The sequence below is a fragment of the Flavobacterium sp. W1B genome (assembly GCF_047344965.1).
Lineage (GTDB): Bacteria > Bacteroidota > Bacteroidia > Flavobacteriales > Flavobacteriaceae > Flavobacterium.
In genome coordinates, this window is sequence record NZ_CP178845.1 from 825,310 (window position 1) to 844,318 (window position 19,009).

Genomic DNA, 19,009 nt, shown 5'->3' on the forward strand with positions numbered 1-19,009 from the left:
TTATTTCCCTCCCAACAACTCCATCAATTCCAATGCTCTTCTTGTTGATTTTACATTTTCAAAAGTCAATAATAAGCGTAAGCCATTTGCGGTTTGTTTTTCTTTCATCTTACAGATAGTATTGTGTTTTTGAACAAACTGCAACACCTCACGAAAACGGTTTGACTGGTAATAATCCGATTGTTGATCGGACACAAAATAGCCTATCATTTTGCCTTTTTTCATAACCAACTTCTCAATTCCAATTCGAGTTGCAATCCATTTAATGCGGATACTATTCATTAAAGCATTCGCTCGTGGTGGCATAGGACCAAAACGGTCAATCAATTTATTTTGGAAAATGATAAGTTCTTCTTCGTTTTTCACGGCACCCAATTCGTTGTACAAACTCAATCGTTCCGAAACATTATTGATGTATTCGTCCGAAAACAATAATTCAAAATCGGTGTCTATTTGCAGGTCTTTTACGTATTCTTTGGTTTCAATATTATTTTCCTCCGGATATAAATCTTTGAATTCGTTTTCTTTCAATTCCTCGATGGCTTCATTCATGATTTTTTGATAGGTATCAAAACCTATTTCGTTGATAAAACCACTTTGCTCACCTCCCAATAAATCTCCTGCTCCACGAATTTCCAAATCCTTCATCGCAATATTAAAACCGCTTCCCAATTCGCTGAATTGTTCCAAAGCCTGAATTCTTTTCCTTGCGTCATCGGTCATCGCCGAATAAGGCGGACAAATGAAATAACAAAACGCTTTTTTGTTGCTTCGTCCCACACGTCCTCTCATTTGATGCAAATCAGACAAACCAAAATTATTGGCGTTATTGATAAAAATCGTGTTGGCATTTGGAACATCCAATCCGCTTTCGATAATCGTGGTTGCCACCAAAACATCAAACTCGCCGTTCATGAAGGCCAACATTAACTCTTCGAGTTTTTTCCCGTCCATTTGGCCGTGACCAATTCCAACTCGCGCATTAGGAACCAAACGCTGAATCATTCCGGCTACTTCCTTGATATTCTCTATCCTATTATTGATAAAGAAAACCTGTCCGTTTCGCTGAATCTCATACGAAATCGCATCTCGAATTAACTCTTCGCTAAAACCAACCACATTGGTTTCAATAGGATATCTGTTAGGCGGTGGTGTTGTAATTACCGATAAATCTCGTGCTGCCATCAGCGAAAACTGTAAGGTTCTCGGGATAGGCGTTGCTGTCAAAGTCAGCGTATCTACATTGGCCGCAATAGTTTTGAGCTTGTCTTTTACGTTTACTCCGAACTTTTGTTCCTCATCAACAATCAGTAAGCCGAGATCCTTGAAAACGACATTTTTGTTGACTAATTGATGGGTTCCAATGACAATATCCAGCTTCCCATCGGCTAAATCTTTTAAGGTTTCTGCCTTTTGTTTCGCCGTTCTAAATCGGTTTAAATAACCAATAGAAACGGGCATATCTTTTAATCTTTCGGTAAAAGTTCTATAATGTTGGTATGCCAGAATAGTTGTAGGAACCAAAACGGCAACTTGTTTACTGTTATCCACGGCCTTGAAAGCGGCGCGAATGGCGACTTCTGTTTTACCAAAACCTACATCTCCACAAACCAAACGATCCATCGGACGGTCACTTTCCATATCGGCTTTTACCTCCTGAGTCGATTTAGTCTGATCCGGCGTGTCTTCGTAAATAAAAGAACTTTCCAATTCATTTTGCAAATAACTGTCGGGCGCAAACTGGAATCCTTTATCCAAACGCCTTTTAGCGTACAACTGAATCAAATTGAAAGCAATATGTTTGACTCTTGCCTTGGTCTTTTGTTTTAAAACTTTCCAGGCATTCGATCCCAATTTGTAAATTTTGGGAGGCGTTCCGTCCTTGCCGTTGTATTTTGATATTTTGTGAAGCGAATGAATACTCACATACACAATGTCGTTGTCGGCATAAACGAGTTTTATGGTTTCCTGCGTTTTGCCTTCAACTTGTATTTTTTGCAAACCGCCGAATCGTCCAATTCCGTGATCTATGTGTGTTACATAATCACCAACTGAAAGTGTTGTCAGCTCTTTTAACGTTATATTTTGCTTTTTGGAATAACCATTTTTGATGCTAAATTTATGATAACGTTCAAAAATTTGGTGATCCGTATAACAAGTAAGTTGATTTTCTTCATCTATAAAACCCTGATACAAGGGCAAAACAATCGTATTATATTGTTTTCTGATATTCTCCGAATTAGCTTCATCCAAAGTTTCGAAAATATCGTGAAATCGTTTCGCCTGAGCTTCATTAGAACAAAACAAATAGTTCTTGAAGCCATTGAAATGATTTTCATTCAAATCATTCAACAACAAATCAAATTGCTTGTTAAAAGACGGCTGTGGTTTAATATGAAAATCGAATTTCTGAGTAATTCTAAAAATCGGTTTCGAACTCAATTCCACAATCGAAAAATCCAAAGCTCTTTTTACAAAAGCGGTTTGATTAAGGAATAATTGTTCTGGCGCAGCATGCTTAATATCTTTGGATAATTTTTCGAAAGCTTCTTCGGCTTTGGCAAATTGCTTGTCCAATTGTGATAATAAATCCTCGGTATTTTGAATAAAAATTATCGTTCGCTCCGAAATATAATCCAAGAAACTTTCTCGGTTTTCCTGAAAAATTTTGTTTTCTACATTTGGAATTATCGTAATTTTCTTCTGTTTTTCTATAGACAATTGGGTTGCCACATCAAAACTTCGAATACTTTCAACCTCATCACCAAAAAATTCAATTCGGTACGGATTATCATTTGAAAAAGAAAACACATCGACAATTCCTCCACGAACCGAAAATTCTCCGGGTTCTGTGATAAAATCCACTCTTTTGAATTCATATTCAAATAAAACTTCGTTGATGAAATCAATCGATATTTTGTCGCCAACAGCAACTTTTAGCGTGTTTTTGTCCAAATCTCTGCGCGTCACCACTTTTTCGAACAAAGCTTCCGGATAACTGACAATAATCGCCGGTTTTTTTCGGGAATTAATTCTGTTCAAAACTTCGGCGCGAAGCAAAACATTGGCGTTATCTGTCTCTTCAATTTGATACGGACGGCGAAAAGAACCGGGATAGAACAAGACATCCTGTTCACCAACCAATTGTTCCAAATCATTCAAATAGTAAGCGGCTTCTTCTTTGTTATTTAAAATAATCAAAAAAGGATGTTCTGTTTTCTTAAACAACGACCGAATTACAAATGAGGCTGCCGATCCCAACAAACCGTTAAGATGTACTTTTTGTTGGTTATTTTCCTGCAAACGACTTGCAATCTGCAAGATTTTAGGCGAAGAATCGTAGGTTTTATATAAGGCTGCTTTACTCAACTCGAGGCAAATTTGGGTCTATTTTTAGGTTTGGAATCGCTCTTGCGGTATCCATCATTTTCATCAATTCAGATTCGCCTTGTTCCAAAGGAATTTTGTTTTTCGTTACAATTTTATCCATTTGTCTTTCCAATGATATCAATTCAAGGTTAATTTCGGCAACTAATTGAACCACTTTTTCGGCAGGAATATTATCCAAATGAATGAATAAATCCAACAGACGCACCTTAGTAATCAATGTGGCAATTCGGCTTTTTATTTGTGGTTTGTTAAACTCAGCCGGAACATTATCATTCAAAGCCATTGCTTTTTTAGAAATCGCTGCCGATTTTTCTTGAAATGCCTCAATGCTTTTTTTAGGTTTTTGAGCAAGTTCAGCTAAAAAAAGGCGTAACTCATTCCAAGTAGTCACGCTGCCTTCTGTTGCGGTATTAATTGGCGTATCGTTAAAAACCCAGCCTTTCTTAATTTTAGAGAAAACAACTTCTCTCTTTTCAGCGTTTTTTTGATTGTCGGACAGCCTTTTTTGATTTTCGTCTTTGCATGAAGAAAGTAAGACAATCAAGAAAAGAAAGTATGATAATTTATATTTCATTTGTAGTTATTTATTATTTTTTCAATGGTCACTCCTTTTATTCGCATCTCATCACCAGTGATGGCTTCAAATTTCTTTTTATATTTCTTTCATTTTGAATCCCATTGAAACGCAAAGTTACAAAGTAAATTTATAATTACAGATTGCAAAATGCGAATTGCAAACCAAAGTTAGACATAAGCTTTTCATCATTAGATACTCAAATGCGAATGGGCTTTGGGCTTGCCTTTCTTTAGATTTTTAAACTCTAGTTTGATACTAATAATTATTTTTGAAAATAGTATATTTGCACTACAAAAAATATCCAAGATGAATCCAAAAATATTAATTATAGGTGCTTGCGGGCAGATAGGCACAGAACTGACCCATTCTCTAAGAAAAATATACGGAACAGAAAATGTAATTGCTTCTGATATCCGAAAATTGAATACTGATGTTGTAAATTCTGGTCCTTTTGAGGTCGTAAACGCCTTAGATTTTAACCAGATTGAGCATCTTGTTGAAGAACATCAAATAACTGATGTTTATTTAATGGCGGCCTTATTATCGGCTACAGCCGAAAAAAACCCTGCCTTTGCCTGGGATTTGAACATGAATTCCTTGTTCCACGTTTTAAATTTGGCAAAAGCCGGAAAGATCAAAAAAATATTCTGGCCATCGAGCATCGCTGTTTTTGGACCTACAACTCCAAAAGAAAACACGCCACAATATACCGTTATGGAACCTTCAACGGTTTATGGAATCAGCAAGCAAGCTGGTGAAAGATGGTGTGAGTATTACCATAACATTTTTGGAGTAGATGTACGAAGCATCAGATATCCGGGTTTAATAAGCTGGTCATCGCCTCCTGGTGGCGGAACAACAGATTATGCTGTTGATATTTTCCACAAAGCATTAGCCGATAAAAAATACGAATGTTTCTTATCATCGGAAACTAAAATGCCAATGATGTACATGGACGATGCTATTAATGCAACGATAAGCATTATGCAGGCTCCGGAAGAAAAAATTAAAATACGCTCTTCATACAACTTGGCCGCGATGAGTTTTACCCCGACAGAAATTGCTGCCGAGATCAAAAAACACATCCCTGAATTTACAATCACTTACGAGCCGGATTTCCGTCAAAAAATTGCCGACAGCTGGCCTGCAAGCATTGATGACAGTAGCGCCAGAGAAGATTGGAATTGGAATCACAAATTTGATCTAGAATCTATGACAACGGATATGTTAGAGCATTTGAAATAATCCAAAAAAGTAAATACCAAAAAAAAAGTCTAGTTTTTGAAACTAGACTTTTTTTTGACTTCTAATGAAGATTTATTTTACTTCATAAACATTATTCGTTTGCTTAACATCAGCCATTAATCCACTTGGATCAATAGTGATTTTCTTAATTGTATTTTTCGGCTTAGCGATAGTAAAATCATAATTTGAGGCAGCCCAAGCCCAATCGTTTAGAACTGTTCTTTTCACTGCCGGATTTGGATTTTCCTTCTCAAAACTCATCATTCGCAAAGGAATGTAAAAACTTTCCTTACTTCCGTCGGTATATTCAACTAACAAATCAATAGGCATTGGCATTCTGCCAATTCTTTCTAGGCTAACTGTAGCTTTATCCCCATTTTCTTTTACAGCTGTAATTCCATAATCGATAGTATTGGTCGTTTGAGTCCAATCCATCAAATACCAATCTAAATTTGCGCCAGAAACACGTTCAGCCGTTCTTTTGATATCATTAGGCGTAGGATGTTTGAACTTGAAATCGTGATAATATCTCTTTATTGTTTCTGCTAATTTATCCTGTCCGATCAAATAACCCAATTGAGACAAAAAGATACTTCCTTTTACATAAGAAGAAGTACTGTAAGGTCTATTTTCATCATAACGATCTCCATGGGTACCTTGTGGTTGTTCTTTGCCAGACTCTATTAATTTATAATAAGCGTTGTAATTTCCTTTGAATGGATTTTCAACTTTTTTGTCTGACAATTCATTTTCTCCCCAATCTTGAACATAGGTTGTAAAACCTTCGTCCATCCAAGGATGTTTTGATTCGTTTGAAGCTAAAACATGTTGAAACCAAGCATGTGCTAACTCGTGTGTTGCAGTACCGTAAATCCCCGCAAGAGTACCGTTTCCTAACATCAATGTACACATGGCATACTCCATTCCGCCATCGCCACCTTGTATAAAAGAGTATTGTTTGTATGGATAATCACCTATGTTTTTATTGAAAAAATCCAACATATTAACCATTAACGGCTGTAGTTTTTTCCAGTTCTCAATTATCTTTGGATTGTTTTTATACAAGAAATGCAAATCAACATTGTTAGGTCCCTTTACCACATCATGGATGTAGTCTTTATCAGCTGCCCAAGTAAAATCATGAACCATAGGTGCGATAAAATGCCAAGTCAGATTTTTAGTTTTCTTTGGATAAGTAACGGTAACTCCAGCATCTTGGTATCCATGACCAATTTCGTTTTGATTTTGCAAATAACCCGAACCTCCTAAAGTATATTCTTTATCGATTGTAATCTTCACATCAAAATTTCCCCACACCCCATGAAATTCTCTGGCAATGTACGGATCAGCGTGCCAACCTTCGAAATCAAATTCGGCTAATTTCGGATACCATTGCGACATTGAGAATGCTATACCTTCGGAATTATTTCTTCCGGAACGGCGAATTTGCACTGGAACTTGTCCATCAAAATCAAGTGTGAAAGTTGTTTTTGAATTTGGTAATATAGGCTTAGCCAAAGTAACTTCAAGAATAGTTCCTACAGTTTTTGTAGTAGCAGCAACGCCATCTTGCTTAAAATTAGTAATCTTAAGGTAGCCGATTTCATTTGGTTTTAAAGTTTCAATTCGGCTCACTTTTACCTCTTTACCGTCAACATTTACTTTGTTTACCATTCTTGCGTCTGGATCTTTAATGGAGTGCAATCTGGCATCCATTTCACTTCCCGGCTGAAATGCATTATTAAACAAATGATAATAGACTTTTCTTAAGGTGTCAGGCGAATTATTGGTGTAAACCAATTCCTGTTTTCCTTTGTATTGGTAGTTTTTCACATCCATGACAACATCCATTTTATAATCGACATGCTGTTGCCAATAAGTAGAGCTTTGGGCATAAATAGAACCCAGATTAAGCGTAATAATTGAAAGTAAAAGCAGTTTTTTCATCATTTTGCAAATAAAAAATGGAAGGACAATCGTCCTTCCATTGGATTAGAATTATTAAGTTTATTTTTTAGACATTTTCTCAGCCATCAATAAAGCATTGTATGCGTTCACCATTTTTCCTGATTTAGATAAAGCAGCAAAAGAACGGCTGTCTTTTGGATTTCCACCTACTACAACATCAGTTGTGATTGCTACTCCTGAATCCATCAAAATATGTTTTACCTGTGAGGCTGATAATTTTGGATAATAAGAACGAATTAAGGCTGCAACTCCAGCAACGTTTGGTGCGGCCATTGAAGTTCCTTGTAAATATTGGTAAGCATCTTTTGGTGTTGTAGCATAAATTTTTACTCCCGGAGCAAAAACATCCACATTCACTTTACCGATATTTGAAAAATCAGCCACAACTTTATCTCCGTATTCAAAATTTAAAGCACCAATGGTAATCATATTATCGGCAAATTCATTTATTTTATCATCAGAATCGCTTGGGAAATTATCATTGTAGTCGATGTCTTTTGCATCATTTCCTGCTGCATGAACAATTAGTACGTCTTTCTTTTCAGCATATTTAATCGCATCATAAACCCATTGTTTATGAGGAGAGAAACTTTTTCCAAAACTTCCGTTGATTACTTTTGCACCATTATCTACTGCATAACGAATTCCAAGAGCAATGTCTTTATCATACTCATCACCATCTGGGACGGCGCGAACAGTCAAAATTTCAACATTACTAGCAACACCATCCCCACCAATTGAATTGTCTCTACTTTGAGCTACGATTCCTGCAACGTGAGTTCCGTGAAGTGCTTCATCTTTGTCTGGCCCAATAACGTTATTGTTTCCGTACTTTGTGTCAGTTATATCTTCTGGATTATCTCCCAGTACTTTTCTGTAATCTTTTTTTAGGTTATCTCCTTTTAAAAGCAAATTAAGATCATCCAATTCTTTTTGAACAGCCACTTTTAGCTCAGCTATAGGCATTCCAAAAGAAAGCATTTGTTGGATTGCCGCCTTGCTTTTTTGTACTTCAGGCTCTTGCGATACAATGGCATTTACTTCCTCAGCTGAATAAGCCGGTTTGCCAAAATGTTTTGCCAAAGTGGCATCACCAGCAGTAATCATTTCAAGCATTCCTTCCATGCGGGCTTTTCCTCCCGATGCTTCGGCTATTTTTTTATCAGCAAATTTCTTCGCTGCCTGATAAGTAACCTCATCGGCCAAATTCTTATTTTTGATGATTCTTTCGTATTCCAGATTCTCTTTGGTAATATCTCCTAGGAAATTCCAACCATGAATATCATCTACATAGCCATTATTATCATCATCAATTCCATTTCCAGGAATCTCTTTTGGGTTAGTCCAAACTACTGACTTTAGATCTTCGTGTTCAATATCAACACCCGAATCTACAATTCCAACAATTACTTTAACTCCTTTTTTGTTTTTCAATAGCTCTGCATAAGCTCTATCGACACTCATTCCCGGAATCGTATCTTTTACAATATCCAAATGACTCCAACGTTTTAGCTCAATTTCTTTTAACGGAGCTACTTTTTTAATATTCAAAGGAGCGCTGATAACCGCTAATGTACTTGTTTCTGATACTTGTTTCTGAGCACCACAACCTGCTAAAACCAAGGTGGCGAAAACTGATAAATAAAGAGGTTTAATATTATTCATTTAATTATTTATTTTTAAAATATTGGTCTAAAGTATATGTTTTTGTTACAAAATAAAAGCGATTAACACTATCTTAAGATTTCCTCACAGCTAAAAACGGCTTTCAATCGTACACCTTTTTCGGTATGTTGTACCGTTATAATTTCATTATGCGCATCATGCTCCAAGAATAAATAGTAATTATTATCGGCTGCGGCATTCAGGAATTTAGTTTTCTCAGGCATCGTTAATAAAGGTCTCGTATCATATCCCATCACATAAGGAACCGGAATGTGTCCGGCTGTAGCCAATAAATCAGCACAGAAAACAATCGTTTTGTCTTTGTATTGAATGTGTGGAATCATCTGTTTTTCGGTATGTCCATCGGCAAAGAATATGCCAAAGCCCAGTTCTGATTGTTCCAGAAAATCGCCTTCGGGTCTTTTGATAAAATTCAATTGTCCGCTTTCTTGCATAGGCAAAATGTTTTCGGACAAAAAAGAAGCTTTTTCTCTAGGATTGGGTTTTGTTGCCCATTCCCAGTGGCTGTCATTGCTCCAAAACTTGGCATTTTTAAAAGCTGGCTCGTAAGCTGTTTTGTCCTTGTTCCATTGTACACTTCCACCACAATGGTCAAAATGCAAATGCGTCATAAAAACATCGGTAATATCATCGCGATGAAAACCGTATTTAGCCAAAGATTTGTCCATCGAATGGCTTCCCCAAAGTGAATAATAGCCAAAAAATTTCTCCGATTGTTTGTTCCCCATTCCGGTATCAATAAGAATCAACCGATTTTCATCTTCAATGAGTAAACATCTTGCTGCGATACCAATTAGATTATTGGAGTCGGCCGGATTGGTTTTATTCCAAATGGTTTTGGGTACCACACCAAACATGGCGCCACCATCGAGTTTAAAATTCCCTGTTTCTATAGGATAGAGTTTCATCTTATTGTACTTTAAAACTAAATTATCATCAAATATAAAAGATTCAATAATAAAACTCCCTTAATTAGTTGCTTTATTATTGAATCTTGAAATTAAAACCCTTCACACACAGAATAAACAGTAAAAAAATCTCTAATAATAAGAAATAGCTTAAAAAAATGTAATTTGTTTTTTAGTCGTTCTACTTCTTTAGTTTTTCAAAAATACTTTCTAATCTACTGTTCGTTTTAAACTTGAAAGATTTTGTTTTTATTATTTCATCGATATAACTTATTCTTTCTTTCGTCAAAGGATGCGAACTTAGAAACTCCGGAATCACAATCGCATTTTGGTGCTGTAGTCGCTTGAATAAATCAGACATGCCTTGCGGATTGACTCCATTAGAAACCAAAATCTCAAAGCCATCTAAATCTGCCTGATGTTCAAACTCTCTAGAAAAAGAAAGAGATTGTAAACTGTTTACATTATCCCCAATTGTTGTCATAATACCATTTGCATCTCCTAAAATTGCAGAAACGAATAAATAACCTGACAAACTCCTACAAATTGCTTTGATAGAATGTCTATTATTGACATGAGCCACTTCGTGACCAATTAAAGCTACCAACTCTTCATAGCTCTTCATCTCGTCCAATATCCCTTTATAAACAACGATATTTCCGTCAGGAAGTGCAAAAGCATTAACAATATCCGAATCGACAACTGTAAACTTTATCGGCTTGGTGTTTTTCAATTTTAATTCCTTTGCAAATAAATTTAGAGCCTCCGTCTTAGCCGAATCAACGGAGTTAAAAAGCATATTCTCTTCAAAAAAATTACTTCCTAATTTATCATCATAATCCTCTGGTATCAAAACCACCGATTTTTCTGCTACCCAAGGAATGGCATATACATAAGAAAGCCCTATAAATACCATAATAAACAAAGTAAAAATTGCATGAGAAGTTAATCCTAAATCCAATAATTTATGATACCAGTCTACATGACCATTGTTTTTTCTAAAAAGAGTTATTTCTTGAATAAAAACTAAATCTTTTATAACAATACTTTGAACAGGATCATCTCCATATTGAAGATAAAGAGCTCCGCTTTTTTTCTCAAAAGAAACGGACTCTAATCTCCATTTAACAGGACTATCTTTAGGTGATTCAAAATAAAATATAGAAGTTCCTTTATCTAAAGACAACTCTATTTGTTGAGGAACCGAAGAATTCCCATCATAAAAAACCCCAATTGTTTTACACATAATGGTATTACATTACAAAATCTAAATCCAAGAAATCACTGATATCCTCACCAGTAGCGTCTTTGTAGTTTCCTTCTGTTTGTTGTATCGAATCTAAATCAATATTACCCTCTAATTCAATATTATTAAAAATATATTTCATTGTCCTTGTAACTACCCATGCATATCCAAGTCCAAGTGTACCGATGATAATAAATATGTTAACAAAAGCTAATTTTAAAAAACCACCTCCAGTTACAGTAGAATTTAATTTAATTTCTTCTTTGCCTTTATTTAAACTTAAGTTATCTATATAATAATCGAAAAGATCTTTTTGCCACCAAAAAGCATAAATACCAAGTGTAAATACCGTTAAGAAATAGCCTTTAAGATTTAACATAAAATAATCTCCGCCGTCTCCTTCATAATTCAGTTCGATTTCACCAAATCTAACATTATTCAAAAGATATTTTCTTAGATTAATGGACATCCATGAACCGTAAAGACCAATAGAAATAATTGTAAAAAAAATCCATTTAAAGAAGTTTTTGGTAAGTTCGTTTCTATCTCCTCTATATCCAAAACGGATCCCTCGCCAAGACGTCCTTGACATTCTATATCTATAGGAACCGTGAATTGCTAAAGGTAAAATTGCTATAAATCCAAGGTAAAACAATAGTAAACCCACAAACGGTATTTTTAAATATATAAACAAAAGCAACATACCATAAAGAGTGATGAATATTAAAATAGCTTTTAAAAAACCTTTAAACATCTCTTTCCCTGTTCCATGAAAAGAAAATGAATCTCCATTTAATGATGTCCCTCCATAAAGAAACTGAAGGCGTTTTGCTTTTGCCCATGGATAGTAAAATCCAAGGGTAACAATTGTTAGAAGCCAATTGACAATAATGACTCCAAAAAAGTCACTCCCATTTCCGTGAAAATCTATTTTATAGTTTTTTGGGCTAGATAACGGTTCATTCATGTTTTATAGTGTTATTTCTTGTTAATAATCGATAAAAGTAATTTATTTTTTGAATTATAAAACATTATAGGCATTTTCTATTTTAGCATTAGTTATAAAAATGTTATCGATTATGGAAAAAGGTTTTTATATAGTATCTTTGCGGTTAATTTAGACAAAATCAATATAACAATGATAAAGGTTTCTGATACTGCCAAAAAGAAAATCATCGATTTGATGAAAGACGATGGCTTTGATGCTGCTACAGATTATGTTAGAGTAGGCGTAAAAAGTGGTGGCTGCTCGGGATTGTCTTATGATTTAAAATTCGATAAAGACAAAGGCGAAGACGATAAAATTTTCGTAGACAACGATATAACGATTGCAGTGGAGAAAAAATCTTTTCTGTATTTAGCCGGAACAATTTTAGAATTTTCAGGCGGACTAAACGGAAAAGGATTTGTTTTCAATAATCCAAATGCAAGCAGAACTTGCGGTTGCGGAGAGAGTTTTTCTCTGTAATTGCTACATAAGTTTACAAAACATAAATTTTAAACCATTTAATAATTAAAACTTAATTCCTAAATGGTTCTAATTAAAAGAAAAAAATGTCAAAATACACAGAAGACGATTTAAAAATCGAACTCGAAACTAAAGAATACGAGTACGGATTTTATACTAATCTAGAAGCGGATACTTTCCCCGTTGGCTTAAACGAAGATATAGTTCGTGCCATTTCGCTTAGAAAAGAAGAACCACAATGGATGACCGACTGGCGTATTGAGGCTTTTCGTTCTTGGCAGGAGATGATTGAGCCAGAATGGGCCAATGTACATTATGAAAAACCAGATTTTCAGGCGATTTCCTATTATTCGGCTCCAAAAGTGATAGATCCTAATAAAACATTAGACGATGTAGATCCAGAACTTTTAGAAATGTATAAAAAGTTAGGAATCTCTATCGATGAGCAAAAAATGATGAATAATGTGGCTATGGATATTGTTGTTGACTCGGTTTCAGTAGCTACAACATTCAAGAAAACATTAGGCGAAAAAGGAATTATCTTTATGAGTATTTCCGAAGCCATCAAAGAACACCCGGAATTAGTTCGTAAATATTTAGGAACAGTTGTCCCGCAAAAAGATAATTTTTACGCGGCTTTGAATTCAGCTGTTTTCTCTGACGGTTCTTTTTGTTATATTCCAAAAGGCGTACGTTGCCCAATGGAACTTTCTACTTATTTTAGAATAAATCAAGCCGGAACAGGTCAGTTCGAAAGAACCTTACTAATTGCCGATGAAGGAAGTTATGTAAGTTACCTAGAAGGCTGTACTGCACCAAGTCGTGATGAAAATCAATTGCACGCTGCAGTAGTAGAACTAATAGCATTAGACGATGCCGAAATCAAATATTCAACTGTACAAAACTGGTACCCTGGAAACAAAGAAGGTAAAGGTGGAGTTTTCAATTTTGTAACCAAAAGAGGAATCTGCGAGAAAAATGCTAAAATTTCTTGGACACAAGTTGAAACAGGTTCAGCGGTAACTTGGAAATATCCTTCTGTTATTTTAAAAGGAGATAATTCAGTAGGCGAATTTTACTCGATTGCCGTTACTAATAATTTCCAGCAAGCCGATACCGGAACTAAGATGATTCATTTAGGAAAAAACACTAAATCGACAATTATCTCCAAAGGTATTTCTGCCGGAAAATCACAAAATAGCTATAGAGGATTGGTACAAATTAGCGCTCGCGCTGATAACGCCAGAAACTTTTCGCAATGTGACTCGTTGTTAATGGGCAACAATTGTGGTGCGCATACTTTTCCTTATATCGAAAGTAAAAATCCATCGGCCAAAGTAGAACACGAAGCTACGACATCTAAAATTGGTGAAGACCAAGTTTTCTATTGCAACCAACGTGGAATCCCAACCGAAAAAGCAATTGCTTTAATTGTAAACGGATTCAGCAAGGATGTATTGAACAAGCTGCCAATGGAATTTGCTGTGGAAGCTCAAAAATTATTAGAAATTTCTCTTGAGGGATCTGTAGGATAACCTTTTTAAGACTTTATAAAAACAAGACATTTATGTTATCAATAAAAAATTTACACGCCTCCATTGGAGACAAAGAAATATTAAAAGGAATCAACCTTGAAGTAAAAGCTGGTGAAGTTCATGCTATCATGGGACCAAATGGTGCTGGAAAAAGTACCCTTTCGGCTGTAATTGCAGGAAACGAAAACTACGAAATGACCGAAGGAGAAATCTTTTTGGAAGGAGAAGACATTACTGAATTGGCTCCTGAAGAAAGAGCACATAAAGGCGTTTTTCTTTCTTTTCAATATCCGGTTGAAATTCCTGGAGTTTCTGTAACAAATTTCATAAGAACAGCCATCAATGAAACACGCAAAGCAAACGGTCAGGAAGAAATGCCAGCCAATGAAATGCTGAAACTGATTCGTGAAAAAGCGGAATTATTGGAAATCGACAGAAAATTTTTGTCTCGTTCCCTTAACGAAGGTTTTTCAGGGGGAGAGAAAAAACGTAACGAAATTTTCCAAATGGCAATGTTAGAGCCAAAATTGGCGATTCTTGACGAAACCGATTCTGGATTGGATATCGACGCTTTGCGAATTGTTGCAAACGGAGTAAACAAACTGAAAAGCGACAAAAATGCAGTTATCGTTATCACGCACTACCAAAGATTATTGGATCATATCGTTCCTGATTTTGTTCACGTTCTTTACAACGGAAAAATTGTAAAATCGGGTGATGCAAGTCTGGCCTTAGAACTAGAAGAAAAAGGATACGACTGGATCAAACAAGAACAAGAAGCTTAAATTAGTTAGCAGTTAGCAGTTTTTAAAACTCATAACTCATAACTTTTAACTAAAAAAAAATGGAATTGAAAGATAAATTAATCTCGTCTTTTATGGCTTTTGAGGAGCGCATCGATGTTCATTCTGAACTTCATGATGTGAGAACTTCAGCTATAAAAAACTTTGAAAATAAAGGTTTTCCAACCAAAAAAGAAGAAGCTTGGAAATATACTTCGCTAAACGCCATCCTAAAAAATGACTTTACAGTATTTCCAAAAAACGAAAGTTCGATTGAATTTAACCAAGTAAAAAAATACTTCATCCATGAAATAGACACTTACAAAGTGGTTTTCATTGACGGCGTATTTAGTTCTCATTTATCTTCAACAACACACGAAGGAATTGATGTTTGTTTGATGTCATCGGCACTAAACAAACCAAAATACAAAATGATTATTGATACCTATTTCAATCAGATTGCCAACAAAGAGGAGAGTTTAACTTCTTTGAACACGGCTTTCGCCAATGAAGGCGCCTATATCAATATCCCAAAAAGCAAAGTGGCCGACAAACCAATTGAGATTATGTATTTCTCAACTGGTAGCGAAGCAGCGCTTATGGTACAACCAAGAAATTTAGTAATTGCAGGAGAAAATTCTCATGTTCAAATCATCGAGCGCCACCAAAGTTTAAGCGGAAATCCCGTTTTAACAAATTCGGTTACCGAGATTTTTGCCCAAAAACGTGCGATTGTAGATTATTATAAAATACAAAATGACAATCTTGAGGCTAACCTTATAGACAATACTTACGTTTCACAAAAACAGGAAAGTCACGTTTCGGTTCATACCTTCTCTTTTGGAGGAAACCTGACTAGAAACAACTTGAACTTCTATCACTTTGGAGAAAGATTGACAAGTACCCTGAACGGAATCACCATTATTGGCGAAAAACAGCATGTGGATCACTATACTTTAGTGAAACACTCTTCACCAAATTGCGAAAGTTTTCAGGATTACAAAGGAATCTTTTCAGATCGTTCGACAGGTGTTTTCAACGGAAAAGTTTTTGTTGAAAAAGAGGCTCAAAAAACAAATGCATTCCAAAAAAGCAATAACATTTTATTGAGCGACAAAGCCACAATCAATGCCAAGCCACAATTGGAAATTTTTGCAGATGATGTAAAATGTTCGCACGGATGTACGATCGGTCAACTGGATGAAACTGCTTTGTTTTACATGCAACAACGTGGAATTCCACAAAAAGAAGCCAAAGCTTTGTTGATGTATGCCTTCTCAAATGCAGTTATCGAAAATATCAAAATACCGGAATTGAAACAACGAATTACTAAAATTATTGCCACAAAATTAGGCGTGAAATTAGGATTTGATTTGTAATAAATTCTGAAGCGCAAGCTTCGCAAATATTTAAGCAAAAAGGGCACAAGTTAAATAAACTTTGTGCCCTTTGTACTTTTATTTAGTGTCCTTTGTGGGCAAATTTATTTCTTCAAACTCCTAATAATTCCTTTCAACATTCCGTTTACGTCAAACTTAGCGTCTTCGGTCAATCCCATTCGTACAATTACCAAATCCAGCGATGGAATAATAAACACTTTTTGTCCCTGATAGCCATTACAGGAATACAAATCTTTTGGAGCATCAGGATATCTACCACCTGCATTGAGCCAGAAATGTCCTCCATAATCTCCCTTGGAACCATTCGTTGGCGTAGCCACATATTTTGCCCAACTTTCGTCAAATAATTGCTCGCCATTCCAATTCCCCTTGTGCAGATACAATAAACCAAACTTAGCCCAATCTCTTGTTGTTGCCCAGCCATAGGAAGAACCTACAAAATTACCTGCCATATCCGTTTCGATTAACATTGATTGCATTCCAATTTTATCAATCAAGGCAGCGTACCAAAAATCAAGATATTCCTGCTGTGTTTTGAATTGATTTCTCAAAATATAAGACAATAAATTAGTCGTTCCTGATGAATAATTCCAATGACTGTTAGGCACGAATACAGCCGGTTTTTCGAGTTGTACTCTTCCCATATTTTCTGACAGAAAAAGCATTTTTGTGGCATCGCAAATCGTGTTGTAATCTTCCTCCCATTCCAATCCGGAGTTCATATGGATCAAATCGTTTGTGGTGATATTTTTACGTTTGTCATTTTGCCATTCGGGAATCGGGGCGGGTTTATAAATATCATATTTTCCTTGTTTTTGTAGTATCCCAAATAGCGTTGCTGTAATACTTTTGGTCATCGACCACCCTAAAATTTTGCTGTTTTTATCGAAACCGGCATCATACTTTTCGGCAATGATTTTATCTTTATAAACAACCAAAAGAGAACGCGTACGTTTGTCTTTTTTTCCTTTACTATCAAAGGCATTGGCTACAGCCAGATTTAATTTATCATAATCAATATTGGGAAAAACCGTGTCTTGGGCTTCTTTATCGCCATAAGGAAAGGACAAATCATTTTTTACTTTAGTTCTTTTCGGAATGGCATAGGGTTTTGAAATATCAAAATCATCATTAATTAATGTCGCGCCCAAACCTTCACGATAAATCGCTTTTCGTTTTTTTAATCCATATACAGAAGCAGTTGCAAATTTTCCTTCTTCGTCAATTTTGTTTTTAGCCAAATCAATCATATCGATATCATTGTCTCCTTTTTCGATCATTTCAAGCGAACGGTGGTCTATGAAATGTCCAGAAGCGACACTTTTGGCTGAAAAGCCGGAAATTAAATCCAACTTTGGATAAGTAGTATATCCAATATAAAAAAAACCGACAAAGGACGCAAAACCAATAAGTTTGAATATTTTTTTCATTTGAAACTATTTTAATGCAATTTATTAAAAACATTCAATACAGCGAATTATACTTACAAATGATTTAGACTATAAAACATAGTAAGAATCTATGAAAACTTAATTTCTTAATGGTATAATTTTAGTACTTTTGTATTTAGAATTTTTCTAAATAATTATGCTAGACATTCAAAAAGTAAGAGCCGATTTTCCTATACTTTCACAAAAAGTAAACGGAAAACCTTTAGTTTATTTCGATAACGGAGCCACATCGCAAAAACCACAAGTGGTCATTGATGCCATATCTAAGTATTACCAAGAAATCAATGCCAACATACATCGTGGCGTGCATACATTAAGCCAATTAGCAACCGATGCCTACGAAATTTCTCGTGGCAAAGTTCAAAATCATATCAATGCCAAATTTACCCATGAAGTGCTTTTCACTTCAGGAACTACCTTTGGGATTAATTTAGTTGCCAACGGATTTGCCTCGATTTTAAAACCAGCCGATGAAGTTTTAGTTTCGGCATTGGAACACCACAGCAATATTGTGCCTTGGCAAATGTTGTGCGAGAAGACTGGTGCTTCCCTGAAAGTTATCCCTATCAATGAAAATGGCGAGCTGATTATGGCTGAATTTGATAAAATCCTTTCGGATAAAACCAAAATCGTGGCCGTAAATCATATCTCTAATGCGCTGGGAACAATCAATCCTATCAAGTACATGATTGATAAAGCGCATGAAGTTGGCGCTGCTATTTTAATTGACGGAGCACAAGCTGTTCCTCATTTAAAACCGGATGTTCAAGCATTGGATTGTGATTTCTATGTTTTTTCAGGACATAAAATGTGCGGACCAACAGGAACCGGAATTTTATACGGAAAAGAAGCCTGGTTGAATAAATTACCGCCTTATCAAGGTGGTGGCGAGATGATCAAAGAAGTGACTTTCGAAAAAACCACTTATGCCGAATTACCTCATAAATTTGAAGCGGGAACTCCTAATATTGCTGGTGGCATTGTCTTAGGAACCGCCATTGACTATATGAATGAAATAGGTTTTGACAACATTCAAAAACAGGAATTAGAATTATTGGAATACGGAACACAACGATTATTGGAAATTGAAGGCTTGAAGATTTTTGGCACAGCCAAAGAAAAAACTTCGGTAATTTCATTTAATATCGAAGGAATTCATCCATATGACATTGGTACAATAATTGACAAGTTGGGTATAGCGGTTCGAACAGGACATCATTGCACCCAACCAATAATGAATTTTTTCTGTATTCCGGGAACCATCAGAGCCTCTTTTTCTTTTTATAACACCAAAGAAGAAATTGATCTTATGGTAGAAGCCGTCAAAAAAGCGAAAACAATGTTATCCTAAAA

At 35.6% G+C, this 19,009-nt stretch carries 14 protein-coding genes; 6 read left to right on the forward strand and 8 right to left on the reverse strand.

Features of this window, described 5'->3' with window-relative positions:
• A complete protein-coding gene (gene mfd / locus ACMDB5_RS03660) occupies positions 1 to 3,369 on the reverse strand; it encodes a transcription-repair coupling factor (protein WP_413999666.1) in 3,369 nt (1,122 codons plus the stop codon).
• The gene (locus tag ACMDB5_RS03665; RefSeq protein WP_413999667.1) at positions 3,362 to 3,964 is read right to left on the reverse strand and encodes a hypothetical protein; all 603 of its coding nucleotides are present in this window, start codon (positions 3,962 to 3,964) and stop codon (positions 3,362 to 3,364) included. The genes mfd and ACMDB5_RS03665 overlap by 8 nt, the downstream gene beginning before the upstream one ends.
• A 309-nt stretch (positions 3,965 to 4,273) precedes the next feature.
• On the opposite strand from ACMDB5_RS03665, the gene ACMDB5_RS03670 reads away from it, so the two are divergent.
• Complete coding sequence (locus ACMDB5_RS03670) at positions 4,274 to 5,212, forward strand: L-threonine 3-dehydrogenase (RefSeq protein ID WP_413999668.1); 939 nt, start codon at positions 4,274 to 4,276, stop codon at positions 5,210 to 5,212.
• Positions 5,213 to 5,284: 72 nt separating this feature from the next.
• Here the strand turns inward: ACMDB5_RS03670 and ACMDB5_RS03675 are convergent, their stop codons facing one another.
• From ACMDB5_RS03675 to ACMDB5_RS03695, 5 genes are all read right to left on the reverse strand, one after another.
• Complete coding sequence (locus ACMDB5_RS03675; protein ID WP_414000354.1) at positions 5,285 to 7,159, reverse strand: M1 family metallopeptidase; 1,875 nt, start codon at positions 7,157 to 7,159, stop codon at positions 5,285 to 5,287.
• A gap of 60 nt (positions 7,160 to 7,219) precedes the next feature.
• Positions 7,220 to 8,845, reverse strand: a complete 1,626-nt coding sequence (locus tag ACMDB5_RS03680) for a S8 family peptidase (RefSeq protein ID WP_413999669.1) — start codon at positions 8,843 to 8,845, stop codon at positions 7,220 to 7,222.
• 68 nt (positions 8,846 to 8,913) lie between these two features.
• Positions 8,914 to 9,774, reverse strand: a complete 861-nt coding sequence (locus tag ACMDB5_RS03685; protein WP_413999670.1) for an MBL fold metallo-hydrolase — start codon at positions 9,772 to 9,774, stop codon at positions 8,914 to 8,916.
• A 181-nt stretch (positions 9,775 to 9,955) separates the two neighbouring features.
• Complete coding sequence (locus ACMDB5_RS03690) at positions 9,956 to 11,020, reverse strand: M48 family metallopeptidase (RefSeq protein ID WP_413999671.1); 1,065 nt, start codon at positions 11,018 to 11,020, stop codon at positions 9,956 to 9,958.
• Between the two features lie 7 nt (positions 11,021 to 11,027).
• Positions 11,028 to 11,987, reverse strand: coding sequence for a YjgN family protein (locus ACMDB5_RS03695; protein WP_413999672.1), 960 nt, complete (start codon positions 11,985 to 11,987; stop codon positions 11,028 to 11,030).
• Positions 11,988 to 12,158: 171 nt separating this feature from the next.
• Here ACMDB5_RS03695 and ACMDB5_RS03700 point away from each other — a divergent pair, with 171 nt between their 5' ends.
• The 4 genes from ACMDB5_RS03700 to sufD all read left to right on the forward strand — a co-directional run bounded on the left by ACMDB5_RS03700 (position 12,159) and on the right by sufD (position 16,184).
• On the forward strand, positions 12,159 to 12,488 hold the full coding sequence (locus ACMDB5_RS03700; protein ID WP_413999673.1) for a HesB/IscA family protein: 330 nt from the start codon (positions 12,159 to 12,161) through the stop codon (positions 12,486 to 12,488).
• 86 nt (positions 12,489 to 12,574) lie between these two features.
• Complete coding sequence (gene sufB, locus ACMDB5_RS03705; RefSeq protein ID WP_413999674.1) at positions 12,575 to 14,023, forward strand: Fe-S cluster assembly protein SufB; 1,449 nt, start codon at positions 12,575 to 12,577, stop codon at positions 14,021 to 14,023.
• 32 nt (positions 14,024 to 14,055) lie between these two features.
• Positions 14,056 to 14,808 (forward strand): Fe-S cluster assembly ATPase SufC, encoded by a 753-nt coding sequence (sufC, locus tag ACMDB5_RS03710; protein WP_413999675.1) that lies wholly within the window; start codon positions 14,056 to 14,058, stop codon positions 14,806 to 14,808.
• 59 nt (positions 14,809 to 14,867) lie between these two features.
• Complete coding sequence (sufD, locus tag ACMDB5_RS03715; RefSeq protein WP_413999676.1) at positions 14,868 to 16,184, forward strand: Fe-S cluster assembly protein SufD; 1,317 nt, start codon at positions 14,868 to 14,870, stop codon at positions 16,182 to 16,184.
• Between the two features lie 104 nt (positions 16,185 to 16,288).
• Here sufD and ACMDB5_RS03720 read toward each other — a convergent pair whose 3' ends face one another.
• Complete coding sequence (locus tag ACMDB5_RS03720; protein ID WP_413999677.1) at positions 16,289 to 17,635, reverse strand: serine hydrolase domain-containing protein; 1,347 nt, start codon at positions 17,633 to 17,635, stop codon at positions 16,289 to 16,291.
• Positions 17,636 to 17,792: 157 nt separating this feature from the next.
• On the opposite strand from ACMDB5_RS03720, the gene ACMDB5_RS03725 reads away from it, so the two are divergent.
• Positions 17,793 to 19,007 (forward strand): aminotransferase class V-fold PLP-dependent enzyme, encoded by a 1,215-nt coding sequence (locus ACMDB5_RS03725; RefSeq protein WP_413999678.1) that lies wholly within the window; start codon positions 17,793 to 17,795, stop codon positions 19,005 to 19,007.
• Positions 19,008 to 19,009: the final 2 nt, after the last annotated feature.